We start from the raw sequence: 24,010 nt of genomic DNA, 5'->3' as shown, positions 1-24,010 counted from the left end.
AGAGTCGGTTCCATGCGAACCGACTCTTCTCCCGGCACCCTGCCGGCGCGGGAGCACCTCCCGGCCGGAAACGCCGGTACGCCTGTCCTGGACGTAGTGATCCCCGTCTACAACGAGGAGAAGGACCTCCAGCCGTGCGTGCTCAGACTGCACGATCACCTCACGCGCACCTTCCCGTACGCCTTCCGCATCACGATCGCGGACAACGCGTCCACGGACAGCACCCCGCTGGTGGCGGCGCGGCTGGCGGCGGAGGTCCCCGAGGTCGCGGGCTTCCGGCTGGAGCAGAAGGGCCGCGGACGCGCCCTGAGGACCGTGTGGTCCGCGTCCGACGCGCCGATCCTCGCCTACATGGACGTCGACCTGTCCACCGACCTCAACGCCCTGCTGCCGCTGGTGGCGCCGCTGATCTCGGGCCACTCGGACCTCGCGATCGGCTCCCGGCTCGCCCGTACCTCCCGGGTCGTGCGCGGCCCCAAGCGTGAGTTCATCAGCCGGGCCTACAACATGATCCTGCGCGGCTCGCTGCAGGCCCGCTTCTCGGACGCGCAGTGCGGCTTCAAGGCCATCCGGCGTGATGTGGCTCAAGTGCTGCTGCCCCTGGTGGAGGACACCGGCTGGTTCTTCGACACCGAGATGCTGGTGCTCGCCGAGCGGGCGGGGCTGAGGATCCACGAGGTGCCGGTCGACTGGGTCGACGACCCCGACTCGACCGTGCACATCGTCAAGACGGCCACCGACGACCTCAAGGGCGTGTGGCGCATCGGCAAGGCGCTGGCCGGCGGTTCGCTGCCGCTGGACCGGCTCACCCGGCCCTTCGGCGACGACCCGCGCGACCGCGACATCCAGGACGTGCCCAGGGGGCTGGCCCGCCAGCTCGTCGGGTTCTGTGTGGTCGGCGGCCTGTCGACCCTCTTCTACCTCGTGCTCTACAGCGTCTTCCGGCAGTTCTCCGGCTCGCAGGTCGCCAACGCGCTCGCCCTGCTGGTCTCGGCGATCGCCAACACGGCCGCCAACCGCCGGCTGACCTTCGGGGTGCGCGGCCGGGGCGGCGCCGTCCGGCACCAGGCACAGGGCCTGGTCGTCTTCGGTATCGGACTCGCCCTGACCAGTGGCTCCCTGGCCGCCCTGAACGCGGCCACCGGCGACCCGGCGCACTCCACCGAGCTGGCGGTGCTCGTCGCCGCCAACCTCGCGGCGACCGTCCTGCGCTTCCTGCTCTTCCGCGCCTGGGTGTTCCCGGACCGCCGGGAGTCCGGCCGGGAATCGACGGTGGTCGCGGCACACCAGCCGGCGCACCATCCGTCCTCGCCCACCTACAGCACGACGGCTCCGTACGCACCGCTCCCGCAGCGCCCGGTGCCGTACCAGCAGCCCTACCAGACCACCCAGGTCCGCGCCGGTGAAGCCGCGGACGGCAGCTGGAGGGACGCCACCATGCGGCTGCAGCCGGTGCGCCCTCACGACACCGACCCGGGGGACCCCCGATGACCACCCACCACGATCAGCCGACGACCGAGCAGGACAGCCCCGGCGCCTGGGGCCCGCCACCGACCGCTCCCCCGCAGGCCGGTGAGGTGCGGCAGCCCCTCGTACGGAGACTGTGGCGCGGTCGCCCCGAGGACCCGCGCTGGGCACGCCCGGCCTTCCTCGGCCTGCTGGCCCTCACCCTCGTCACCTACCTGTACAACCTGAGCGCCTCCGGCTACGCCAACTCCTTCTACTCGGCGGCAGTCCAGGCGGGCAGCAAGTCCTGGAAGGCGTTCTTCTTCGGCTCGCTGGACGCGGGCAACGCCATCACCGTCGACAAGCCCTCGGCCTTCATGTGGCCGATGGAGCTGTCGGTGCGGATCTTCGGCCTGAACTCGTGGGCGATCCTCACCCCCGAGGTCCTCATGGGCGTCGGCACGGTGGCGGTCGTGTACGCGGGTGTACGGCGCCGGTTCAGCCCCGCGGCCGGTCTGATCGCGGGCGCGGTGCTCGCGCTCACCCCCGTCGCGGCGCTGATGTTCCGGTTCAACAACCCGGACGCGCTGCTGGCCCTGCTGATGGCGCTGGCCTGCTACTTCGTCGTCCGCGCCGTCGAGGACGGGCGGACCGGGTGGCTGGTGTGGGCGGGAGCCGCGATCGGCTTCGCGTTCCTCGCCAAGACCCTCCAGGCCTTCCTGATCCTGCCGCCGCTGGCCGTCGTCTACGCGGTCTGCGGTCCGGTGAGGCTGCGCAGGCGGCTGGTGCAGCTGGGCCTGGCGACCGTCGCGCTCGTCGTGGCCGGCGGCTGGTGGGTCGCGATCGTCGAGCTGTGGCCGGCCGCCTCCCGCCCCTACATCGGCGGTTCGCAGAACAACAGCTTCCTGGAGCTGACCTTCGGCTACAACGGCCTCGGCCGGATCAACGGCGACGAGACCGGCAGCGTCGGCGGCGGTGGCGGCGGCAACGGCTCCGGCCGCTGGGGCGCGACCGGCTGGGATCGGATGTTCAGCTCCGAGATCGGCAGCCAGATCTCCTGGCTGCTCCCGGCCGCGCTGATCCTGCTGGTCGCGGGCCTGTGGGCGACCCGCAAGGCACAGCGTACGTCCGCCACGCGCGCCTCGTTCCTGGTGTGGGGCGGCTCGCTGCTGATCACCATGGTGGTCTTCAGCTACATGGCGGGCATCTTCCACCAGTACTACACGGTGGCCCTCGCCCCCTACATCGCGGCCGTCACCGGCATGGGCGCCGGGCTGCTGTGGGAGAAGCGGAAGGAGACCTGGGCGTCGCTCACGCTCGCCGCGGCCGTGGTGGCCGCGGCCGCCTGGGGCTACGTCCTGCTCAACCGCACCTCCAGTTACCTGCCCTGGCTGAAGTGGCTGGTCCTGATCGGCGGGCTCGCGGCCGCGTTCGGACTGATCTTCGCGGGCCGCATCTCGCGCCGGTTCGCCCTCGGAGCGGCGGCGGTGGGCCTGGTGGCCGCGCTCGCCGGTCCGACGGCGTACACCCTCAGCACGGTGAACTCCGCGCACACCGGCTCCATCCCGACGGCCGGTCCGGCGGGCGCGAGCATGATGGGCTTCGGCGGCGGCGGCCGTCCTGGCGGATTGGGCGGCGGCTTCGGCGGCGGAGTGCCGGGCCGGCAGGGCCAGCAGAACCAGCAAGGTCAGCAGGGCCAGCAGAACGGCAACGGGAACATGCCCGGCGGCCAGGGCCAGGGCTTCCCCGGCGGTGGCTTCCCCGGTGGCGGTATGCCCGGCCAGAACGGCAACAGCCAGGGCCAGGGCCAGGGGCAGGGCCAGAACCAGCAGAACGGCAACGGCTTCCCGGGCGGCGGCCGGCTGGGCGAAGGCGGCCGTATGGGCGGCGGCGGTGGCGCCGGCGGCCTGCTGAACGGCGCGAACGTCAGCTCCGTGGCCAAGAAGCTGCTGGAGAAGGACGCGGGCGACTACACCTGGGTCGCCGCCTCCATCGGCTCCCAGAACGCCGCGAGCTACCAGCTGGCCACCGGTGACCCGGTGATGGCGATCGGCGGCTTCAACGGCACCGACCCGTCCCCGACGCCGGCCCAGTTCAAGAAGTACGTGGCGGACGGAAAGATCCACTACTTCATCGCCGGCGGCGGTATGGGCGGTGGCATGGGCGGCAGCAACAGCGGTACGTCGTCCCGGATCACCTCGTGGGTCGAGAGCAACTTCAAGAAGGTGACGGTCGGTTCGGCCACCTTCTACGACCTCACCCAGAAGGCCGGTGACTGAGCGGGCCGGCAGCGGACGCAAACCTGCTGTACACCGCATGGCGACGACTATGCGGTGTACAGCATGTCCGTTTGCACATCTAGCATCCTTGAAAGTGGCCGTAGTGCGAGAAAGGTGCGTCGATGGCGAAGGGCGATGCGCGGTCGGTGCGGGCCAGTGTGTGGTTGGAGGGGAAGACGCGGCATGGCGGGCGCAGCGCGCAGCCCTCGGGGCTCGACCGGGAGCGGATCACCGCCGTGAGCGTGCGGCTGCTGGACGCCGAGGGGCTGGCGAAGTTCTCCATGCGGCGGCTCGCCGGTGAGCTGAACGTCACCGCGATGTCCCTGTACTGGTACGTCGACACCAAGGACGACCTGCTCGAACTCGCCCTGGACGCGGCCTACGGCGAGCTGCGGCTACCCGTGTCGGAAGACAGCGCGGACTGGCGGGAGCAGCTGCGGGCGCTGGCCGCCGAGTACCGGGCGCTGCTGGTGCGCCACCCCTGGATGTCACCGCTGGCCGGCCGGTACCTCAACATCGGCCCCGCGTCGCTCGCCTTCTCGCGCAGCGTGCAGCGGGTCATCCGGCGCGCCGGGCTGCCCGCGCACCGGGTGACGAGCGCCATCTCGGCCGTGTTCCAGTTCGTGTACGGCTACGGCACGCTGGAGGGCCACTTCCTGTCCCGGATCGCGGACTCCGGGCTGCCCCCGGACGACTACTTCCGGCAGGCCATGACCTCGGCCCGGCAGGATCCCGAGGCCGCGGACTACCTCCAGGAGACCAAGGAGATCATGGACGCCCGCGGCGGCGACACGGTCGCCGAGATGTTGGACCGTGACTTCACCTTCGCCCTGGACCTGATGGTGGCCGGGATCGAGGCGATGGTCGAGCGCGGCTGACTACTCCGAGACCAGCCGCGCCGGGAAGCCACCGGTCGCCACCGGCCCCCACCGTTCCGGTGTGATCCGGATGATCGACTTGCCCTGCTTGATCATCGCCTCCCTGTACTCGTCCCAGTCGGGGTGCTCGCCGGCGATGTTGCGGTAGTACTCGACCAGGGGCTCGACCGAGTCGGGGGCGTCGACGACCTCGGCGGTGCCGTCGATCTGGACCCAGGGGCCGTTCCACTCGTCACTCAGGACGATCAGGCTGACCCGAGGGTCGCGCTTGGCGTTGCGGGTCTTGGCGCGCTCGGGGTAGGTGGAGACCACGATCCGGCCCGAGTCGTCCACCCCGCAGGTCAGCGGGGAGCCCTGGGGGCTGCCGTCGGTGCGGCGGGTGAGCAGGATGGCGCGGTGGCGGGGGCGTACGAAGTCCAGCAGTTCGGCCGACGAGACGCGGGTGTTCGTCGCGATGTTGGGTGCCATGGGCGCAGCCTAGGACGAGCAGGGCCCGGTGAGCCTGACCCTGCCGGGCTCAGGCTCACCGGCGTGCCTCAGGCGGCGGGCAGTGCCTCGCCCTGGACCGCCTGGATGTCCAGCTCGACCTTGAGGGTCGTGCCGATGGCGGCGATGCCCGCCTGGAGGACCTGGTTGTAGTTCATCGCGAAGTCCTCGCGGTGGAGTTCGGTGGTGGCTCGGAAGGCGGCGCGGGTGCCGCCCCACGGGTCGGCGCCGGTGCCGAGGTAGGCCAGGTCCAGGTCGGCCGGCCGTACGACTCCGTGCATCGCCAGTTCGCCGTGGACCGTCCAGCGGTCCGGGCCGGCCTGGGCCAGGCCGGTGGAGTGGAACGTGATCTCCGGGTGCCGCTCGACGTCGAGGAAGTCGGCGGACCGCAGGTGCGTGTCGCGCATCCCGTTGCCGGTGTCGACGGAGGCCGCCCGGATCACCGCTTCCACGCGGGACTTGGTGACGTCGTCGGGGGCGATCTCGATGGATCCGCCGAACTCCTTGAACCGGCCGTGCACGCTGGAGATGCCCAGGTGCTGGGCGACGGCGGCGACGGAGGAGTGCACCGGGTCGATGGTCCAGGGGCCGGGCGGCGGCAGTTCGGCGCCGCCCTGCCGGGCCAGGGTCACCGTGCCGACCTCGGCCCGCCCGCTCGCCGTGACGATCGCGCTGGAGGCGGCGGGCGCGTATCCGACGGCGGTCACGATCACTGTGTACGCCCCGGGCGCCAACTCGGTGGCGTCCCGTACGGCACCTTCGGCGTCCGCCTCGGCCCGCAGCACCTGCGTACCGGTCATGTCGGTCACCGTGACGACCGCGTGCGACACGGCCCATCCGTCCCGGGTGCGGATCCTCGCGGTCAGTCCCATCCCGTTTTCTCCCCAAGGAATTACAAAGGCTTACACATTGGTCGTATGAAACCGGCCCGTGGTGCGCGCATGGCGGTGCGCGCACCACGGGCCGGGGCCGAACTACTCGCCGGAGTGGGCGAGTTCGATGTCGTGGCCGTCGACTCCGGTGCCGGAGACGGTCAGGGCGGTGGCCGCCGGCGGGTAGCCCGTCGCGATGACGGTGTACTCGCCGTTGTCCAGGTCGGCGAAGGCGTACGCCCCGTCCGTCCCGGTGGTGGCGGTGCCGACCACGTTGCCCGCCGCGTCCACGAGGGTCACCCGGGCGTCGGCCAGCGGACCGTGCGGGGCCCGTACGACACCCTGCAGCTGGGCGCCGGCGTCCAGGTCCAGCTCGATCCGGGTGACGCCGGTGGCGCCGATCTCGACCGGCAGGGCGCGCGGACGGAACCCGGCCGCGTTCACCGCGACGGTCACCACGCCCGGCACCAGCTCGGTGAAGGCGAACTCGCCCTGCTCACCGCTGGCCGCGGTGGCCAGCAGGTCCCCGCGCACATCGGTGACGATCACCATCGCGTCCTTGACCGGCAGCGCGCTCCCGGCCGCCCGGACCACACCGCTCAGCCCGCTGGTGCCGCTGAGCAGGATGTCGTACGACAGCGGCTCCTCGCCCACCACGATCGTGGAGGCCTGCGGCTGGTAGCCGTCGGCGGAGGCGATGAGCACGTACGAGCCCGTGCCCGGTGCGCTCAGCCCGTAGGAGCCGTCGGCCTGGGCGACCGCGCGGCCCAGCTGGCGGCCGCCGAGGGAGATCAGCGTGACCGCGGTCTGTGGGACCGGGGCGCTCTCGGCGCCGCGCACGAAGCCGTGGACCGGGGTGCCGCCGGAGGCCGGCTCGTCGGGGGCGGGCAGGGTGGCGACGGCGGTGAACTGATCGGTGGGGGTGGCCTCCGTGCCGTCCTGCGGGTCCACGACCGGGGCGGCCCAGCTGGGCACCTTCTCCTCGGCGGGGGCGGTCTGCGCGACGGCGACGGCCGGGGTCTCGGCCTTGTCGGCCTCGGCGGCCTGGGCCAGGGCGCCGGTCGTGCGCAGCGGGACCTCCTTGATGAACAGGGTGACCAGGAAGGCGAGGAAGGCGATCGGCGCGACGTACAGGAAGATGTCGGCGATGCCGTGCCCGTACGCGCCCTCCAGCCAGGTGCGGATGTGCGCGGGCAGCAGGTCCATGTCCGGCAGCTGACCGGAGCCGCTGGCCTTGGCGGCCGCCAGCTGCTCCTTGGGGCTCAGCTGGCCGATCGTGTCCTTGGCGTAGTGGGTGATCCGGGTCGACATCACGGAGCCGAGCGCCGAGACGCCCACCGCGCCGCCGAGGGAGCGGAAGAAGGTGACGACCGAGCTGGCGGCGCCGAGTTCGTGCGGGGCGACCTGGTTCTGGGTGGACAGGACCAGGTTCTGCATCATCATGCCGATGCCGAGGCCCATGACCGCCATGAAGATCGCGATCTTCCAGTAGTCGGTGTCGTACCGCATGGTGCCGAGCAGACCCAGACCGGCCGTCAGCAGCACACCGCCGGTGACCAGCCAGGCCTTCCACTTGCCGGTCTTGGTGATGACCTGGCCGGAGACGGTGGAGGAGACGAACAGGCCGGCGATCATCGGGATCGTCATGACACCGGACATCGTCGGGGACTTGTCGCGCGCCAGCTGGAAGTACTGGCTGAAGAACACCGTGCCGGCGAACATCGCGATGCCGACGAAGAGGGAGGCGACCGAGGCCAGCGCGATGGTGCGGTTCTTGAAGAGGCGCAGCGGGATGATCGGCTCGGCGGCCTTCGTCTCCACGAAGAGGAAGATCAGCGCGAGCAGGAGCGCGCCGCCGACCATCGTGTAGGTCTGCCAGGACAGCCAGTCGTACTTGTCGTCGGCGAAGGTGACCCAGACCAGCAGCAGGCTGACGGCGGCGGTGATGAAGAAGGCGCCGGCCCAGTCGACCTTGACCTCGCGCCTGGTCTCCGGCAGGTGCAGCGTCTTCTGCAGCACGAGCAGCGCGATCAGCGCGAAGGGGATACCGACGAACAGGCAGTAGCGCCAGCCGAGCCAGTCGGTGTCGGTGATGACGCCGCCGACGAGCGGGCCGCCGACGGTGGCGACGGCGAAGGTCGCGCCGAGGTAGCCGGAGTACCGGCCGCGCTCACGCGGGGAGATCATCGCGGCCATGATGATCTGGGCCAGCGCGGTCAGACCGCCGGCGCCGAGGCCCTGGATGACCCGGGCGCCGATCAGCATGCCCGGGTTCTGCGCCAGACCGGCGACGACCGAGCCCGCGATGTAGATGACCAGGGCTATCTGGACGAGCGCCTTCTTGCTGACCAGGTCGGCGAGCTTGCCCCAGAGCGGGGTCGAGGCGGTCATCGCCAGCAGCGCGGCCGTGACGACCCAGGTGTAGGCGCTCTGTCCGCCGCCGAGGTCCTGGATGATCTCGGGCAGGGCGTTGGAGACGATGGTGGACGACAGGATGGCGGCGAACATGCCGAGCAGCAGCCCGGAGAGCGCCTCCATGATCTGCCGGTGGGACATCGGGGCGTGCCCGGAGGCGCCTTGGGAGCCTCCCCCGTGCTTGGCGTGAGCCCGCACACCGGCTGGTGTGGTCGTTGCCATGGGCTTCCTTTTCTTACGTGCTTGCGGGTGTACGGGTGATCTCTTCGACTACGGGCGCGGGCAGCCGTGGTGGGGCGGACCGGCAGTCGCCGAAGCTGGCGCGCAGGCGCGTCATCAGCCGGATGAGCTGGCCGACCTCCTCGTCGGTCCAGTCGCTCAGCCGGTCGGCGAGCAGATGGGTGGTCCGCCGGGACAGCTCGTCGAGCTGCTCCAGGCCCGTGGGCGTCAGGCGCAGGATGCGCGAGCGCTTGTCCGCGGGGTCCGGTGACCGCTCGATCCAGCCGCGCGCGGCGACGTGCGCGACATGCCGGCTGGTGACTGACATGTCCACGGCGAGCAGCTCGGCGAGCTTGCTCATGCGCATGTCGCCGTGGCGACCGAGCAGGGTCAGCACGGCGGCCGAGCCGGCCGGGCACTCGGGCGGCAGGATCCGCCCCATGTCCCGTTTCACGGCTCCGAAGGCACTGAGCTGACGCGCCAGCTCTTCGTACTGCGCCTGCCCGGCCATCACACCTCCCGTATTCGTTGCTTGGGGCAACCATAGACCAGTTGGTTGCTGCAGGCAAACAAATCGGGGCGGGCTGGCGCAAAAACTTGGCAAAGGCAAGTATTGCAACCGTAAATGCGCAGGTGGCGGCGGGTGGCCTGCCCCCCTCTGTACCGGTGGCCCCGCACTTGGGCCGGTCACCTGGATTCGCTAGTGTCTCGGGCCATGGCTAACACCCAGGGCCCCCAGGGCAACTACGACCCCGCCGGCAGCACCCAGATGTTCCGCGCGTTCGTCGACGAGGCTCCCCAGGGAGGCCGACAGCAGGCGGCCGCCTCCTCCGGCCCGCGCATCGGCCTGATCATCGGCGTCGTCGTCGCCGTGGCGGTCGTCGCCGCGGTGGCCTGGCTGGCGATCAAGTAAGGGCGCGACCCCCGGCGGGGGTCACTCGCTCCACTGGACGGACACGTCCCGCGTCTCGATGTGCATGCCCAGCGGGACGCGCCAGGCGTCGACGCACACCGTCCAGGTGTGGTCCGTGCGCGCCTTCGGTCCGATCGGCACCGGGAGGTCCACGGTCGACTCGACCGTCCCCCAGTCGATGCCGAGCGCGCCGATGATGTGCGTCCCGAACGTCACCGTGCCCGAACGCACCGCCGTACCGCCGGAGTTGTGAAAGCCGACGGTCACCTTCTCGCACCACCGCTCGTCCGTGTCCTTCTGCAAGGGGTCGCCCCAGCTGAGGTCGGCGGGTGCGGGAGGCCTGGTGCGGCTGGGAGTTGGGGTGGGGGACGGCGGCTGCCCCGGGGCCGTCGTGCCCTCGCCGGTGCTGCTCGGTGAGGTGTGCGCGGGATCTGGTGTGGTGCTGTCGTCGGTCGACGGGGTGCTTGGCGGGGTCGCATCCGAGGGCCGACCCGAAGGGGCGGTGCTCGACGGTGAGTTGGCGGCCGTGGCCGCGGTCGGCTCGTCCAGCGGGACCATCCGTACCGCTCCCGTCGGTGCCCCTGGCGAACCTGCCGGGCTCGGTACACCGCCCACCGCCACGTATCCGTCCCGGCCCCCGCCACCGCACGCGGCCAGGGCCACGCCCAGACACACGACGGCCGCCGACGCTGCCGTGACGGCGCCTCGGCGGCCCTGTGTCCATGTCGTCGTGCGAAGCGTCCGGGGACGAATCGTCCGGGTACCAGGCATCCGGGTACGAAGCATCCGGCCATGGTGGCTGACGCTTCGTCAGATAGGAAGCCTCAGTCCGAGATGAGCCCCTCGCGCAGCTGGGCCAGGGTGCGGGTCAGCAGGCGGGAGACGTGCATCTGGGAGATGCCGACCTCCTCGCCGATCTGGGACTGGGTCATGTTGGCGAAGAAGCGCAGCATGATGATCCGGCGCTCCCGGGGCGGCAGCTTGGCCAGCAGGGGCTTGAGGGACTCGCGGTACTCCACGCCCTCCAGCGCGGTGTCCTCGTAGCCGAGCCGGTCGGCCAGGGAGCCCTCGCCGCCGTCGTCCTCGGGGGCCGGGGAGTCGAGCGAGGAGGCTGTGTAGGCGTTGCCGACCGCGAGGCCGTCGACCACGTCCTCCTCGGAGACGCCGAGGACCGCGGCAAGTTCGGTCACCGTCGGGGAGCGGTCCAGCTTCTGGGACAGCTCGTCGCTGGCCTTGGTGAGGGCCAGGCGCAGCTCCTGGAGCCGGCGCGGGACCCGCACCGACCACGAGGTGTCGCGGAAGAAGCGCTTGATCTCGCCCACGACCGTCGGCATCGCGAACGTCGGGAACTCCACGCCCCGTTCGCAGTCGAAGCGGTCGATCGCCTTGATCAGGCCGATGGTGCCGACCTGGACGATGTCCTCCATCGGCTCGTTGCGCGAGCGAAAGCGAGCCGCTGCGTAGCGCACGAGCGGGAGGTTCAGCTCGATCAGGGTGTCCCGGACGTAGGCGCGCTCGGGGCTGTTCTCGTCGAGTGCGGCGAGCCGCAGGAACAGGGAGCGGGACAGGGTGCGGGTGTCGATGTCCGCCGTGGCCGGGACGGCCGGTGCGGCATCGGGGGCCTGGACGGGCGGGGCCGGCACGGTCTCGAGTGACGTGACGTCGTCGAGCACGTCGATGGCGTCGAGCTGCTTGGGCGCTGCCTCGCTCGTGGGCGTGAGCACCTTCGAGCTGCCCTGGTCTGCGGACATGCCACCCCCTTTGGGTCGCGGGACGGTCGCGGCGGCGATGCCTTTCGAGCAACGCAGCCTTCACCTGAATACCGGTGCCGGAGGCCCGGCAAACGCGCTTCCCGCAGAATGTCACATGTCGGCAACACGCTGTAGTGACATGTCGACACGTGAGTTACGAATCGGCCCTGGAAAGAAGGGGTCTGACGGTCTTTCGGCGCACAACTGTCGGGAACCGCCCTGGTGGGCGATTCGCTCTCACCGGTTACCGATCGATCCTGCTTGCGAACCGCTGCGAGCTGGTGTGTTCCGAGCTGTGCCCCCGTGCGCCGGTTATGCCTCGATCCGATTCGCGGAACGCAGCCGCTGGAAGCTACGTGCGAGTAGTCGGGAGACGTGCATCTGGGACACGCCGAGTTCCGCGCTGATCTGAGACTGAGTGAGATTGCTGTAGTAGCGCAGAAGAAGGATTCTCTGTTCGCGTTCGGGGAGTTGGACGAGGAGATGGCGGACCAGGTCGCGGTGTTCCACGCCGTCCAGGGCGGGGTCCTCGTAGCCGATGCGGTCCAGCAGGCCCGGCAGCCCGTCGCCCTCCTGTGCGGCCTCCAGGGAGGTCGCGTGGTACGACCGCCCGGCCTCGATGCAGGAGAGCACCTCGTCCTCGCTGATCCGCAGGCGCTCGGCGATCTCGGCGGTCGACGGCTGGCGCCCGAAGGCCGTCGTGAGGTCCTCGGTGGCGCTGTTGACCTGCACCCACAGCTCGTGCAGCCGGCGCGGTACGTGGACCGTGCGGACGTTGTCCCGGAAGTACCGCTTGATCTCGCCCACGACGGTCGGCATCGCGAAGGTCGGGAACTGCACTCCCCGGTCGGGGTCGAAACGGTCGATGGCGTTGATCAGGCCGATGGTGCCGACCTGGATGACGTCCTCCATCGGCTCGTTGCGCGAGCGGAAGCGGGCCGCCGCGTAGCGCACGAGCGGGAGGTTGGCCTCGATGAGCGCTCCCCGTACGCGGTTGTGCTCTGGGGTGCCCGGCCTGAGGTCCTTCAGCTCGCCGAAGAGCACCTGGGTCAGGGCGCGGGTGTCGGCGCCGCGGCGCTTCTCGGGGGCGGCAGGGGCTGTGGCGGGGCCGGGAGGAGCTGTGGCGGGGCCGGGAGGAACGGAGGCGGGGGCTGGGGCGGGCGCCTCGTCCTGGGGCGGCGCAGTACTGGCCGACACGGTCAACGCCACCTCTTCATCGGTCAATCATCCGTCAAAAGCGGTCATAGCATCACAAGACATGTGCACTGTGTGCAAGCACCGGATAACACCGTGTTGTGGTCAGACAGCGCCAAGTTGGGTCTCAAGACGCACGAAAGCCCCCCGCCGTTCCCGGCGGAGGGCTCCCGGAGCGAGGGGCTCAGAACTCGTAGTCGGCGATCACCCACGTGGCGAACTCCCGCCACAGTGCGACACCCGCCTGATGGGCCGGGTGCTCCAGGTAGCGCTTGAGGGCGTCCGTGTCCTCGACCGCCGAGTTGATCGCGAAGTCGTAGGCGATCGGCCGGTCGCTGATGTTCCAGGCGCACTCCCAGAAGCGCAGCTCCTCGATCTGGCCGCCGAGCGCCCGGAAGGCGGCGACGCCCTCGACGACCCGCGGATCGTCGCGCTCGACGCCCTCGTTGAGCTTGAAGAGGACCAGGTGGCGGATCATGGGGCGTACCTCAGCTCTCTCGGCTTTCCGCTCAGCTCTTTGCTCCGTTGGCGAGCCAGGTCATGAAGTCGCCTATGGCCTTGGCCGCGTCCGATATGCCCTCGAAGGCTATCTGGACGTAGTCGGCCGCCCTGGCCGGATCCGTGATGATCACGTACAGCGCGAAGACCACGAGCACGTACACGGCGATCTTCTTGGCGTTCACCGTCACCGCGGCCTCCCCTGTGCCTGTGTGCCCCGTGGGACCCCTGTTGCCGGCGGCGAGTGTAACCTTCACGCCCCCTGTGGGGACCAACGGCCCGCCCGCCGAGGTTCTTTGCCGGGCCCTGCCCGGTCATGCACGAAGGGCCCCGTCTCGCGACGGGGCCCTTCTGCAGCGGTAGCGGAGGGATTTGAACCCTCGGTGACTTGCGCCACACTCGCTTTCGAGGCGAGCTCCTTCGGCCGCTCGGACACGCTACCGAGGGAGACCTTACAGCAAGGTGGGGCATGGTTTGAAATCGGTATTCAGCGGCCCCGGAAAAACTCCGTGAGCATCCGGGCGCAGTCCTCGGCCAGGACGCCCTCGATCACCTCGGGCCGGTGATTGAGCCGCCGGTCGCGTACGACGTCCCAGAGGGAGCCGGCCGCCCCCGCCTTCTCGTCGCGGGCGCCGTAGACCACCCGGTCCACGCGGGACTGCACGAGCGCGCCCGCGCACATCGTGCAGGGCTCCAGGGTGACCACCAGCGTGCAGCCGGTCAGCCGCCACTCGCCGAGCCTGGCCGCGGCCTGCCGGATCGCGAGGACCTCCGCGTGGGCGGTGGGGTCGCCGGTGGCCTCGCGCTCGTTGTGCCCGGCCCCGAGCACCGTCGTACCGTCCGGGGACAGCACGACGGCGCCGACGGGGACGTCCCCGCCCCGGACGGCCAGCTCGGCCTCGTCCAGGGCGAGCCGCATCGCGGCCCGCCAGCGGTCGCGTACCGGGTCCGGCGCGCCTTCCGTGTGCGAAGCGGTCAGCGGACGGTCTCCAGCACCTCCGAGGCGCCCAGGGCCTCGGCGATCTCGGCCAGCGCCTCGTTCGGGTCCAGGCCGCGCAGTTCCTTCTCGCTGATGCCCAGGTCGTCGAGGATGCTGCCGTCGCCCACCGGGCCGTGCGGCACCGCGCCTGCGGCGGCGGTCTCCTCGTCGTCGTCCTCGTCCTCGGACTCGCCGTCCTCGGTGCCGTCGAGGTCCAGGGAGTCCACGTCGGTGCCGTCGTCGGCACCGGGATCCCGGCCGAGCAGCTCGTCGGTGAGCAGCAGCTCGCCGTAGGCACTGCGGGCGGCGGCGGCCGCGTCGGAGACGAAGATGCGAGGGTCCTCCTCGCCGTCCACGCGGACGAGACCGAACCAGGAGTCCTCCTGTTCGATCAGGACGAACACCGTGTCCTCGTCGGGAGCGGCTTCCCGGGCCAGGTCGGCCAGATCCGACAGGGTCTCCACATCGTCCAGCTCTGTGTCGCTCGCTTCCCACCCGTCTTCGGTGCGCGCGAGCAGTGCGGCGAAGTACACCGTGACTCTCCCACTGGTCATAGGCGTGCCGGTTGGGGGTCCCCCCGGCGGAGGTTCTGGGCGGGGAGAGCTGTGCTCCGAGCCCCACCCACTCGGAATCGTGGCAGAAACAAGGCGTTCAGGGGACGTCTTCGGCTCCCTGTGTCTGGCTGTTTTGATCGTGTGTCCGCATCCCGGGGGAAAGGACTCACCAGCGCACTCGTTGCCGCCACCTGCGGATCGTACGCGGCTTTTCCAAACGCCCACGCACGGCCCACCGCCCAAACGCCGGAGCCGGCACGGATCTTCCTCACCCGGATCCCACCTTGACGTCGCCCGTTCACCGGGCCTCGCCTACCAGCGGAAGGTCCGCATGCGCATGGCGTGGCGCAGTCGGGCGGCCTTGGCGCGTCGGGGCTGAACGCGTTCACGCAGCGCGCGGGCCTCGGCGAGGTCGCGCAGGAACTGGGCGCGGCGGCGCCGGCGCTCGGCGTCGGTCTCGGGCTGTTCCGGCCCAACGGCGTTCTTGGCGGCGTCGGTCTTACGGTCAGGCAGGTCAGGCACAGTCACACCACCCCCGGTCCGTCCCTCCCACTTTCCCTCGGACGGGCGGTTTGACGCCAGAGCGAGGGGGTGCCGAGCGCGGCTACTGTTAGGGGCATGCGTCTCCACGTCGTCGACCACCCCCTGGTCGCCCACAAGCTCACCACGCTGCGCGACCAGCGCACCGACTCCGCGACCTTCCGGCGGCTCGCCGACGAACTGGTCACCCTGCTCGCCTACGAGGCCACGCGGGACGTGCGCACCGAGCAGGTCGACGTCCGGACGCCGGTCGCGCAGACCACCGGCGTCAAGCTCGCCCGCCCGCGTCCGCTGGTCGTGCCGATCCTGCGCGCCGGTCTCGGCATGCTGGACGGCATGGTCCGGCTGCTGCCGACCGCCGAGGTGGGCTTCCTGGGCATGATCCGCAACGAGGAGACGCTGCAGGCCTCCACGTACGCCTCGCGCATGCCTGAGGACCTCTCGGGCCGCCAGGTGTACGTGCTGGACCCGATGCTGGCCACCGGCGGCACGCTGGTCGCGGCCATCCAGGAGCTGATCAAGCGCGGTGCCGACGACGTGACCGCGGTGGTCCTGCTCGCCGCGCCCGAGGGCGTCGAGGTCATGGAGCGCGAGCTGGCGGGGACGCCGGTGACGGTCGTCACGGCGGCCGTCGACGACCACCTCAACGAGCACGGGTACATCGTGCCCGGGCTCGGGGACGCGGGAGACCGGCTGTACGGCGCGGCCGAGTAGGCGCTCGCCGCGGGGCGCCGCAGGGGAGGCCGGCCCTCAGCAGCCCTGCTTCGTCGAAGCCGCCGGCTCGGGGTTGGTCAGCACGGCCAGGGCCTGGTCGGCGGCCGTTCGCTGGGTGAGGGTCTTGAAGCCGTCACCGATGATCAGGTCGAGGTCGGTGCCCTTGCGGGCCGCGTCGGTGCGGTGCTCGGCGGCGGGCAGTTGGGTGGCGAGCACCGGCAGTGAGGTGTTCAGCGCGGCGGCGGGGCCGAGGAGTATCCCGGCGCCCTTGACCTTCTTGTCGAACTCCTTGGACGCGTTGCCCACGTCGCCGATCTTGAAGCCGCGCTTCTTCAGCTCGTCCGCGGTGCTCTTGGCGAGCCCGGTGCGCGCGGTGGCGTTGTAGACGTTCACGGTGATCTCGCCGGGCTGGGGCAGCGCCTTCACCTGGGCGGTGGTGGTGGTCGCCTTCGTGCGGCAGTGCGCCTTGGTGCCGGACGCCGAGGTCTTCTTGTCGCCGCCGGTGAAGACGTCGATGAGCTGCAGCGTGCCCCAGCCGATCAGGCCGAGCACGGCGGCGGACGCCACTACGGCGAACACGAGCCTGCCGCGTCGCCGGGGAGGGCGCATCCGAGGGTATTTGTCCCCCGTGATCCGGTACTGGCCGCCCATGCCGGGGGGAGTCAGCATGCTCATGGGCGCAGCGTAGTGCGCCTGGGCGGCGATGCCTATTAGATGATCAGTAGACGCCGCTCAGCGGAACCCGAAAGGGTCAACGCCGTGTCGTGCCGCGGTCAGTCGAGTTCGAGCACGCGCGCGTGCAGCACCTGGCGCTGCTGGAGGGCTGCGCGGACCGCGCGGTGGAGGCCGTCCTCCAGGTACAGGTCGCCCTGCCACTTCACGACATGCGCGAAGAGGTCGCCGTAGAACGTCGAGTCCTCGGCCAGCAGGGTCTCCAGGTCGAGCTGCCCCTTGGTCGTCACGAGCTGATCGAGGCGGACCGGGCGCGGCGCGACGTCCGCCCACTGCCGGGTGCTTTCCCGGCCGTGGTCGGGGTACGGCCGGCCGTTTCCGATGCGCTTGAAGATCACACGGAAAGCCTACCGGTCAAGACGTTCCGGGCGCAGCCAAGGCGACGGAGTGCGGCGCTGGAAAAGCCGTGTCGAAACGGATCATAGCGGGGTCTATCGGGAACAGGGGCCGGAGAAGAGCGACAGCGAAACGCTGCCCGCCCGTGCGCCTGATTCGCTCGAAAGGGGTGGGCTGAACGGACGTTGTACACAGGCTGTGGATCGCGAGTCGGCGTACCGGCGGAGGCGGTGGCCGCCCCCGCCGGGGGCTCAGCGGCCGTCGTCCTTCGCCGCCGGCTGCTGTGGTTGCGGGCTCTTGCGCTCCGGCTGGGGCGGTGCGCTGCGTCTGGCCTCCGCGCGCAGCAGGGCGCGCAGGACCGCGTACGGGTCTGTGGGCATGGTCGGTTCCTTGCGTCGAGCTGACTGTCCTGGGGGCAGGGCACGGTCAGCAGCGCAGGACCACCGTCCGGAGCAGCGGTACGGCGTACGGCGGCCGGGGTGCGGCGGGGCACGGGCGCAGGGCCGGACGGACGGGCGCCGGCGGGTCGGGCAGGGGTGCGGTGCGCTCGGGCGCGTCGGTCTGGTGGAGGGCGCGCGCGGGCGGCCGTAGCAGCGCGTCGAGGACGTCGTGCTCGGCGGTCTCGGCGGACAGGGCCGGGGTGGGCGCCGCCTGGGCCTGCAGATGGGCGCCGGGCACCCACAGGGCGAGGAGCAGCACGAACACCCGCAGCCAGGTACGGCTCCGGGTGGGGCTCGGGGTCCTGCTCACGGCGGTTCTGTGCCCGCCCGGCAGCCTTACCGCATCGCGCGGCCCGCGAGATTCGCCCGCTCGGCGTACCGAGGGGGTCACACCGTGCCGTACCACGGGGATCACACCGTGTGCGGAACCTGCCGGGCGCGGCCGCGGACGCGGAACGCGGTGACGATCTCCACGACGCCGACGATCACCAGCCACCAGCCGCCGACCAGGGTCAGCACGGCGACCGACCGGAACGGCGAGTCGATCAGCACGATCCCGGCGATGAAGGTGACGATCCCGAGGAAGATCTGCCAGCCCCGGGCGGGCATGCGGTTGTCGGAGGCGGCGGCCACGGTCTGGGTGATCCCGCGGATCACCCAGCTGATGCCGATCCACAGGGCGAGCAGCAGGATCGACTGCATGGGCCCGCGGAAGCAGAACAGGCCCAGCACGATCGACAGGGCGCCGCTGATGAAGGCGAGCACGCGCAGCGAGGTCGTCCGGTGGGTGCCGAAGGCGGAGACCAGCTGGAAGATGCCGCTGACGAGGAGGTAGACGCCGAACAGGACACCCACGATGACCAGGGAGGGGCCCGGCCAGATCAGTACCAGGATGCCCAGGACCAGCGAGGCGATGCCGGTGAGCAGGACGACCTGCCAGGCGGCCCGGGACAGGGCGTGCAGGGGGCCCTCGAAGGGCGGCTCGGGCTCGTGGTGCGCCTGCGGGGCCCCACCCGCGTGGATGTTGCGGTCGTCGTACTCGCGACCCCAGGAGGGGTCACCGCCGGGTGCCTCGGTCATGCTCCATGCTTGGACCGCCCGGGCTCGTCCGGCCACCTGGGTGGGCCAGGTGGCTGAGCCGCCGCCCGGCTCCTGCCCCCCGGCCGAGCCTTACTTCCCTGCGGTCTTCGCGGCCTTGGCCGCCGCCTTCATCTCCTGTTTGTGGGCGCGCACCTTGGCCAGTGACTCGGGCCCGGTGATGTCGGCGACGGACCGGAAGGACTGCGCCTCGCCGTAGGCCCCGGCTGCCTCCCGCCACCCCGTGGGTGCGACGCCCAGCTGCTTGCCGAGCAGTGCGAGGAAGATCTGCGCCTTCTGCTTGCCGAACCCGGGCAGGTCCTGGAGCCGCTTCAGCAGCTCCTTCCCGTCCGCGACGCCCTTCCAGACCAGCTCGGCGTCTCCGTCGTAGTGGTCGACGAGGTACTGGCACAGCTGCTGGATCCGCTTGGCCATCGAGCCCGGGTAGCGGTGCACGGCGGGCTTCTCGGAGAGCAGCGCGGCGAACGCCTCCGGGTCCATGACGGCGATCTCGTGCGCGTCCAGGTCCTCGGCGCCCATCCGGCGGGCGATGGTCGCCGGCCCCTTGAACGCCCACTCCATCGGAACCTGCTGGTCGAGCAGCATGCCGGTCAGCGCGGCGAGCGGACTGCGCCCGAGCAGCGCGTCGGCCTCGGGGTCCTGGGCGAGGTGCAGAGTGACGTCCATGGGTCGATGATCGCGCGTGCGGCGTCAGGACGCGCGCCAGTACCCGAGGGCGTGCACCCGGGTCTTCGGCAGGCCCAGTTCCTTGCGTACGTACGCGGCCAGCGTGCGGGTGGTGGCCGTGTCGCAGGCGATCCAGACGTACGGGTCGGGGGTGCCGTCGAGTACGACGGGCAGTTCGGCGCGGACCCGTTCGGCGAGGTGGGCGCCCGCGTCGCGGCGGGGCACCTCGCGGATTTCGTGGCGGGCCGGGTCGGCGTGGCAGAGGAGGCCGTCCAGGACGCCCTCGAACCAGATCGTCGCCGGGGCGGAAGACAGAGCGCCGAGCAGGGAGTTGATCGCGGGCAGCGAGGCCGGGTCGCCGATGGCGACGACGTGCGAGGGGGCGGGATCCGGATGTTGGAACCCGGTGCCCTGGACGGTCGCCTCGATGGTGTCCCCGGGCCGCGCGGCCCGCGCCCAGTCGGCGGCGCACCCGTCATGAAGGGCGAACTCCAGGCCGAAGGTGCCGGTCGCGGGGTCCGGGGCGACCAGGGTGTAGGCCCGCTGGTGCGGGCGGCCGGCGTCGGAGAACCACAGACGTATCCACATCGTGGGGTGGACGCCGGTCGCGGCGAGCAGCCCGCCGTCGGTCAGCCGCAGCCGCCGGTAGTGCGGGGTGACGTCCTCGGCCTCGGTGACCGTGCACACGAAGTCCTTGGCGCGCAGCAGTCGTAGGACCGCTCCCTCCCAGCCCCGCCCCTGCCCCATCGCGTCTCCACCCCTCGCGTACGATTCCCGCACCAGTACGGATACTTAGGCAAGGCTAACCTAAAATGAAGGGGTGTCCCAGGGTGACCACCGAGACCTACCGCGACGCCTGGGGCATCCCCCACCTACGCGCTGCCGGCGTCCGTGCCCTCTCCCACGCCCAGGGCCGTGTCACCGCCCTGGACCGCGCCTGGCAACTGGAGGTCGAACGGCACCGCTCCCAGGGCACCTCGGCCGCCTTCCTCGGCGCGGCCGCCCTGCCCTGGGACGTCTTCGCCCGCCGCGCCCGCCTCGACGACACCGCGAGGCGCTGCTTCGCCGCGCTGGACAGCCGGGACCCGGAGACGGCGGACTGGGTCCGGGCGTACGTGGACGGCGTCAACGAGGGCCTGGCGGAAGGCGCCCGCCGAGCCCCCGAGTTCACCCGGACCGGCCTCACCCCCGCCCCCTGGCACCCCTGGACCCCCCTCGGCATCTGGCTCGGCACGCACATCCTCTTCGCGGGCTTCCCGGCCAAGCTGTGGCGCGAGGAGGCGATACGGCACCTCGGCCCGGAAGCGGTCGGCCTGTTCGCCACCGACGGCCCCGGCACGGCGGGCAGCAACGGCTGGCTCCTCTCGGGCGACCGCACGGTCACCGGCCTGCCTCTCCTCGCCGGCGACCCCCACCGCTTCATCGAGGACCCCGGCGTCTACCAGCAGATCCGCCTCTCCTGCCCCGAGTTCGACGTCGTCGGCCTGGCCGTACCCGGAGTCCCGGGCATCGCCCACTTCGGCCACACCGGCACGGTCGCCTGGTCCATCACCAACGCCATGGCCGACTACCAGGACCTCTACCGCGAACGCCTCCGCCGCACCGGTGCGGGCGTCGAGGCCCTCGGCCCCGACGGCACCTGGCACCGCGCCCAACGCCACACGGAGACCGTGGAGATCGCGGGGGAGACCCCCCTGGAGATCGAGATCATCGAGACGAACCGGGGCCCGGTGATCGCCGGGGGCCCGGAGGGCTTGGAAACCACGGAACCGCGGCGAGCCGCAGACGGCAGATCCGAGGTGGAGCCCGCAGACGGCAGTCCGCGAGCCGTCGACGGCGGAGCCGAGGCGAAGCCCGCGAAGGACGAGCCGCGAGCCGCCGACGACGAGGACGCCCCACAGGGGCCACCCGCACCCGACGACGGAAGCTGCACGGGGGGTGCGGGTGGGAACCGGATCTCCGCCGATGGCGAAGCCGAGGCGGGCCCGCAGCCACACCCGGAGGCAACCGCGGCCTTGGCCCTCCGCTACCCACCCCGCGTCACGGAAGACCTCGGCTTCAGCAGCCTCCTCCCCCTCCTCCGAGCCCGCCGAGTCGCCGACATCGACGCCGCCTTCGACACCTGGGCCGAGCCCGTCAACGTCGTACAGGCAGCCGACACCGAGGGCGCCACCCTGCACCGAGTCGCGGGCCGCGTACCCGTCCGCTCGGAGGCCAACCGCACCCGCCTGGTCCCCGCCTGGCAGCCCGGCCACGAATGGCACGGCTGGCACGAGATGCCCCGAGCCGGCCTCACCGACGGCATCGCGGTGATGGCCAACCAGCGCGGCCCGGCCACCCCCCTCGGCACCGAGTTCGCCCCACCGCACCGAGCCACCCGCATCCGCACCCTCCTCGAAGCGCGCCCCACCTGGTCCGCCGCCGACCAGCCCGCGATCCACATGGACACCCACCTCGCCTCCGCCACGCCCCTCCTGGACCACCTGGCCGAACTCGACGGCCTCACCCCCGAGGCCGCCCGGCTCAGGGACCGCCTCCTGGCCTGGAACCGCCACATGGACGCGGACAGCGCCGACGCGGCGGCGTACTCGGCGGTGCGCGGCGCGGTCGTACGACAGCTCGCCGCACACCCGGCGTTCGAAGCGCTCACCGAGGTGCCCGCCTACCCGGAGGTCCTCCTCCCCTGGCTCGCCCTCCTCCCGCGCATCGGCTTCGCCCTCGAACACCTGCTGAGCGCCGAGGAGTTGTACGGAATCGACCGGCCCGCCGCCGTGCGCGCCGCCGTAGAGGAGGTCGCCGCCGGGACGCCGACGGGCTCGTGGGGCGCCGGCCACCGCCTCGCCTCCTGGCGGGCACTGCCCGACGAGTCGTACGACGAACCGGGCCTGTCCGGCGACCACGACTGTGTGCTGTGCACCTCCGCCGTGCCCGGTCTGACCGACCTCGCGGCCCGCGGCCCGGCGGCCCGCTTCGTCTGGGACCTGGCCCGCCGTGAGGACAGCCGGTGGGTGGTGCCCTTCGGCGCGTCCGGAGTCCCCGGCTCACCGCACCACCGTGACCAACTCCCCCTGTGGCTCGGGGGACAGCTCGTTCCCGTCGTCACCGACTGGGACCGCCTGGAGAAGGAGACCGATGTCTGACCCGCACGTCCGTGAACACGTCCACGAACAGGTGATCGACGGCTTCGGCACCGTCCGCATCCGCCCCCTCGACCCGGCCGCCGACGCGGAGGTGGTCCACGCCTGGGTGAGCGACGAACGCGCCGCGTTCTGGGGCATGACCGGCCTCACCCGGGCCCAAGTGGCCGAGATCTACGTCCACATGGCGGGCCTCGACACCCACCACGCCCACCTCGTCTCCAAGGACGGCGAACCGGCCGCCCTGCTCCAGACCTACGAGCCCGACGCGGACCGGGTCGGCGAGTGCTACGAGGTCCGCCCCGGCGACATCGGCGTCCACCTCCTCCTGGCGCCCGCAGCCGCGGGCGGCCCGCGACCCGGCTGGACCGCGGCCCTGCTGACCGCGATGACGTCGTACGTCCTGCTGGACCTGGACCGCCGCCGGGTCGTGGTCGACCCGGACGTGCGCAACACCAAGGCGATCGCCCGCTTCGAACGCCAGGGATTCCGGCGCGGCCCCGAGGTGGTCCTCCCCGAGATCGACATCCCGGACGTGTACCTGCCCGAGAAGCGTGCCCAACTGGCCTTTCTGGAGCGGGGGGTAGCCTTCCCGGGTGACCACGCCTGACGAGCTGATCGCCCACTACGACCTGGAGCCGATCCCCCGCGAGGGCGGCCTGTTCCGGCGCACCTGGGCCGGGCCCGAGCGCCCGGACGGCCGCCCCGAGGGCTCCGCCATAGTGGCCCTGCTCACCGCGGACGACTTCTGCGCCCTGCACCGCCTGCCCAGCGACGAGGTCTGGCACCACTACCTGGGCGACCCGCTCCACCTGCTGCTGCTCGCCCCCGACGGCACGACCCGTAGCACCGTCCTGGGCCCCGGACTGCGGGACGGCCAGCACCTCCAGCTCACCGTGCCCGCCGGCACCTGGATGGGCGCCCGGGTGGCCCCCGGCGGTGCCTGGACCTTCTTCGGCTGCACGATGGCACCCGGATTCACCTACGAGGGGTACGAACACGGCGACCCGGAGGTCCTCACGGCGCGTTACCCGGCCGAGGCCGCCCGGATCGCGCAACTGTGCCGCCCATGAGCCTCCTCGACGGACAGACCGCCCTGGTGACCGGCGCGGGCGGCGGCATCGGCTCCGCCCTCGCCCTGCGCTTCGCGGAGGAGGGCGCGGCGGTGGCCCTGCACTGCCGTACGTCGGTGCAGGCGGCCGGTGAAGTCGCCGCGCGCATCCGGGAGCTGGGCGGCGATGCGGTCGTCCTGCGGGCGGACCTGACGGACGAGGCGGCATGCCACCGGCTGGTCCGCGAGACGACCGACTGGTCCGGCGGCCGCCTCACGGCCCTCGTCAACAACGCGGCCGTCCAGCCCGTCCAGCCGCTGGCCGGGATGACGGCGGCGCAGTGGCGCACGGTGGTCGACACCAACCTCGGCAGCGTCTTCGCCTGCACCCAGGCCGCCGCCGCCCACATGGGCGAGCACGGCGGCGGCACCGTCACCCACATCGCCTCCGTCGAGGCCGGCCGGCCCGCCCCCGGCCACGCCCACTACAGCGCCGCCAAGGCCGCCGTCGTCATGCACGCCCGCGCGGCCGCCCTGGAGTACGGTCCCCACGGCATCCGCGTCAACTCGGTCTCGCCCGGCCTCATCGACCGGGAGGGCCTGGCCCAGGCCTGGCCGGACGGCGTACGCCGCTGGCTCGACGCCGTCCCCACCGGCCGCCTGGGCCGTGCGCGGGACGTGGCCGACGCCTGCGTGTTCCTCGCCTCGCCCCTCGCCTCCTGGATCACCGGCCACGATCTGGTGGTGGACGGCGGGGTGTCGGCACGGCCGACGTGGTGAGCGCGGCGGCCGATCCTCGCGTACCTGTACGG

At 71.6% G+C, this 24,010-nt stretch carries 28 protein-coding genes and 1 tRNA gene; 9 read left to right on the top strand and 20 right to left on the bottom strand.

Annotated features, from left to right (window positions below; translation table 11 throughout):
* Positions 1-12 precede the first annotated feature (12 nt).
* From ACFYZZ_RS22440 to ACFYZZ_RS22430, 3 genes are all read left to right on the top strand, one after another.
* Positions 13-1,491, top strand: a complete 1,479-nt coding sequence (locus ACFYZZ_RS22440) for a glycosyltransferase (RefSeq protein ID WP_389178637.1) — start codon at positions 13-15, stop codon at positions 1,489-1,491.
* Entirely contained in the window at positions 1,488-3,725 is a 2,238-nt protein-coding gene (locus ACFYZZ_RS22435; protein WP_389178635.1) for an ArnT family glycosyltransferase, read from the top strand. Before ACFYZZ_RS22440 ends, ACFYZZ_RS22435 begins: the two co-directional genes overlap by 4 nt.
* Positions 3,726-3,847: 122 nt before the next feature.
* Positions 3,848-4,603 (top strand): TetR/AcrR family transcriptional regulator, encoded by a 756-nt coding sequence (locus tag ACFYZZ_RS22430; protein ID WP_389178632.1) that lies wholly within the window; start codon positions 3,848-3,850, stop codon positions 4,601-4,603.
* On the opposite strand, the gene ACFYZZ_RS22425 is transcribed toward ACFYZZ_RS22430, so the two are convergent.
* The 4 genes from ACFYZZ_RS22425 to ACFYZZ_RS22410 all read right to left on the bottom strand — a co-directional run bounded on the left by ACFYZZ_RS22425 (position 4,604) and on the right by ACFYZZ_RS22410 (position 9,106).
* The gene (locus ACFYZZ_RS22425; RefSeq protein ID WP_389178629.1) at positions 4,604-5,071 is read right to left on the bottom strand and encodes a PPOX class F420-dependent oxidoreductase; all 468 of its coding nucleotides are present in this window, start codon (positions 5,069-5,071) and stop codon (positions 4,604-4,606) included. It lies immediately after the preceding gene.
* A 68-nt stretch (positions 5,072-5,139) separates the two neighbouring features.
* Positions 5,140-5,961 carry a YceI family protein gene (locus ACFYZZ_RS22420; RefSeq protein ID WP_389178626.1) on the bottom strand — a complete coding sequence of 274 codons (822 nt, stop codon included), beginning with the start codon at positions 5,959-5,961 and terminating at the stop codon, positions 5,140-5,142.
* 102 nt (positions 5,962-6,063) lie between these two features.
* On the bottom strand, positions 6,064-8,598 hold the full coding sequence (locus tag ACFYZZ_RS22415) for an MFS transporter (RefSeq protein ID WP_389178623.1): 2,535 nt from the start codon (positions 8,596-8,598) through the stop codon (positions 6,064-6,066).
* Positions 8,599-8,611: 13 nt separating this feature from the next.
* Positions 8,612-9,106, bottom strand: coding sequence for a MarR family winged helix-turn-helix transcriptional regulator (locus ACFYZZ_RS22410; protein WP_389178620.1), 495 nt, complete (start codon positions 9,104-9,106; stop codon positions 8,612-8,614).
* Positions 9,107-9,310: 204 nt separating this feature from the next.
* Between ACFYZZ_RS22410 and ACFYZZ_RS22405 the strand changes: the two genes are divergently transcribed.
* Positions 9,311-9,508, top strand: a complete 198-nt coding sequence (locus ACFYZZ_RS22405) for a hypothetical protein (protein WP_386580333.1) — start codon at positions 9,311-9,313, stop codon at positions 9,506-9,508.
* A 21-nt stretch (positions 9,509-9,529) separates the two neighbouring features.
* Here ACFYZZ_RS22405 and ACFYZZ_RS22400 read toward each other — a convergent pair whose 3' ends face one another.
* From ACFYZZ_RS22400 to ACFYZZ_RS22360, 9 genes are all read right to left on the bottom strand, one after another.
* Positions 9,530-10,066, bottom strand: a complete 537-nt coding sequence (locus ACFYZZ_RS22400) for a hypothetical protein (protein ID WP_389178617.1) — start codon at positions 10,064-10,066, stop codon at positions 9,530-9,532.
* A gap of 266 nt (positions 10,067-10,332) precedes the next feature.
* A complete protein-coding gene (locus ACFYZZ_RS22395; protein ID WP_386580337.1) occupies positions 10,333-11,259 on the bottom strand; it encodes an RNA polymerase sigma factor SigF in 927 nt (308 codons plus the stop codon).
* Between the two features lie 312 nt (positions 11,260-11,571).
* Positions 11,572-12,456 carry an RNA polymerase sigma factor SigF gene (locus tag ACFYZZ_RS22390; RefSeq protein ID WP_389178614.1) on the bottom strand — a complete coding sequence of 295 codons (885 nt, stop codon included), beginning with the start codon at positions 12,454-12,456 and terminating at the stop codon, positions 11,572-11,574.
* A 181-nt stretch (positions 12,457-12,637) separates the two neighbouring features.
* Complete coding sequence (locus tag ACFYZZ_RS22385) at positions 12,638-12,931, bottom strand: Dabb family protein (RefSeq protein WP_386580338.1); 294 nt, start codon at positions 12,929-12,931, stop codon at positions 12,638-12,640.
* Positions 12,932-12,962: 31 nt separating this feature from the next.
* Complete coding sequence (locus tag ACFYZZ_RS22380; RefSeq protein WP_386580340.1) at positions 12,963-13,142, bottom strand: hypothetical protein; 180 nt, start codon at positions 13,140-13,142, stop codon at positions 12,963-12,965.
* Positions 13,143-13,308: 166 nt separating this feature from the next.
* Positions 13,309-13,393, bottom strand: a tRNA-Ser gene (locus tag ACFYZZ_RS22375).
* 45 nt (positions 13,394-13,438) lie between these two features.
* Positions 13,439-13,870: a tRNA adenosine(34) deaminase TadA gene (tadA, locus tag ACFYZZ_RS22370; RefSeq protein WP_389178610.1), complete on the bottom strand. Its 432-nt coding sequence runs from the start codon at positions 13,868-13,870 to the stop codon at positions 13,439-13,441.
* Positions 13,871-13,926: 56 nt separating this feature from the next.
* Positions 13,927-14,463, bottom strand: coding sequence for a hypothetical protein (locus ACFYZZ_RS22365; protein WP_389179740.1), 537 nt, complete (start codon positions 14,461-14,463; stop codon positions 13,927-13,929).
* Between the two features lie 333 nt (positions 14,464-14,796).
* Positions 14,797-14,997: a hypothetical protein gene (locus ACFYZZ_RS22360; protein WP_389179737.1), complete on the bottom strand. Its 201-nt coding sequence runs from the start codon at positions 14,995-14,997 to the stop codon at positions 14,797-14,799.
* Positions 14,998-15,102: 105 nt separating this feature from the next.
* Between ACFYZZ_RS22360 and upp the strand changes: the two genes are divergently transcribed.
* Complete coding sequence (gene upp / locus ACFYZZ_RS22355; protein WP_386580343.1) at positions 15,103-15,738, top strand: uracil phosphoribosyltransferase; 636 nt, start codon at positions 15,103-15,105, stop codon at positions 15,736-15,738.
* Between the two features lie 36 nt (positions 15,739-15,774).
* On the opposite strand, the gene ACFYZZ_RS22350 is transcribed toward upp, so the two are convergent.
* The 7 genes from ACFYZZ_RS22350 to ACFYZZ_RS22320 form a co-directional block, all read right to left on the bottom strand.
* Positions 15,775-16,413: a LytR C-terminal domain-containing protein gene (locus tag ACFYZZ_RS22350; RefSeq protein WP_389178607.1), complete on the bottom strand. Its 639-nt coding sequence runs from the start codon at positions 16,411-16,413 to the stop codon at positions 15,775-15,777.
* 98 nt (positions 16,414-16,511) lie between these two features.
* A complete protein-coding gene (locus tag ACFYZZ_RS22345) occupies positions 16,512-16,808 on the bottom strand; it encodes a type II toxin-antitoxin system VapB family antitoxin (protein ID WP_003999914.1) in 297 nt (98 codons plus the stop codon).
* 249 nt (positions 16,809-17,057) lie between these two features.
* Positions 17,058-17,186, bottom strand: coding sequence for a hypothetical protein (locus ACFYZZ_RS22340; protein WP_386580347.1), 129 nt, complete (start codon positions 17,184-17,186; stop codon positions 17,058-17,060).
* A gap of 46 nt (positions 17,187-17,232) precedes the next feature.
* The gene (locus ACFYZZ_RS22335) at positions 17,233-17,556 is read right to left on the bottom strand and encodes a hypothetical protein (RefSeq protein WP_389178604.1); all 324 of its coding nucleotides are present in this window, start codon (positions 17,554-17,556) and stop codon (positions 17,233-17,235) included.
* A 101-nt stretch (positions 17,557-17,657) separates the two neighbouring features.
* On the bottom strand, positions 17,658-18,326 hold the full coding sequence (locus ACFYZZ_RS22330) for an HdeD family acid-resistance protein (RefSeq protein WP_389178601.1): 669 nt from the start codon (positions 18,324-18,326) through the stop codon (positions 17,658-17,660).
* A 90-nt stretch (positions 18,327-18,416) separates the two neighbouring features.
* Complete coding sequence (locus ACFYZZ_RS22325) at positions 18,417-19,010, bottom strand: HhH-GPD-type base excision DNA repair protein (RefSeq protein ID WP_389178598.1); 594 nt, start codon at positions 19,008-19,010, stop codon at positions 18,417-18,419.
* Positions 19,011-19,034: 24 nt separating this feature from the next.
* Entirely contained in the window at positions 19,035-19,757 is a 723-nt protein-coding gene (locus tag ACFYZZ_RS22320; RefSeq protein WP_389178595.1) for a siderophore-interacting protein, read from the bottom strand.
* Between the two features lie 83 nt (positions 19,758-19,840).
* Here ACFYZZ_RS22320 and ACFYZZ_RS22315 point away from each other — a divergent pair, with 83 nt between their 5' ends.
* Genes ACFYZZ_RS22315 through ACFYZZ_RS22300 form a run of 4 tightly spaced genes read left to right on the top strand, consistent with a single transcriptional unit; the run spans position 19,841 to position 23,978 of the window.
* Positions 19,841-22,150 (top strand): penicillin acylase family protein, encoded by a 2,310-nt coding sequence (locus tag ACFYZZ_RS22315; protein WP_389178592.1) that lies wholly within the window; start codon positions 19,841-19,843, stop codon positions 22,148-22,150.
* Entirely contained in the window at positions 22,143-22,757 is a 615-nt protein-coding gene (locus ACFYZZ_RS22310; RefSeq protein WP_389178589.1) for a GNAT family N-acetyltransferase, read from the top strand. Before ACFYZZ_RS22315 ends, ACFYZZ_RS22310 begins: the two co-directional genes overlap by 8 nt.
* Positions 22,744-23,220, top strand: coding sequence for a cupin domain-containing protein (locus ACFYZZ_RS22305; protein WP_389178586.1), 477 nt, complete (start codon positions 22,744-22,746; stop codon positions 23,218-23,220). Before ACFYZZ_RS22310 ends, ACFYZZ_RS22305 begins: the two co-directional genes overlap by 14 nt.
* A complete protein-coding gene (locus ACFYZZ_RS22300) occupies positions 23,217-23,978 on the top strand; it encodes an SDR family NAD(P)-dependent oxidoreductase (RefSeq protein WP_389178583.1) in 762 nt (253 codons plus the stop codon). Before ACFYZZ_RS22305 ends, ACFYZZ_RS22300 begins: the two co-directional genes overlap by 4 nt.
* The last annotated feature ends 32 nt before the right edge of the window (positions 23,979-24,010 follow it).

This window comes from Streptomyces sp. NPDC001816 (assembly GCF_042892235.1).
Classification (GTDB): Bacteria; Actinomycetota; Actinomycetes; order Streptomycetales; family Streptomycetaceae; genus Streptomyces.
This window is presented reverse-complemented; position numbering and strand designations above follow the sequence as displayed.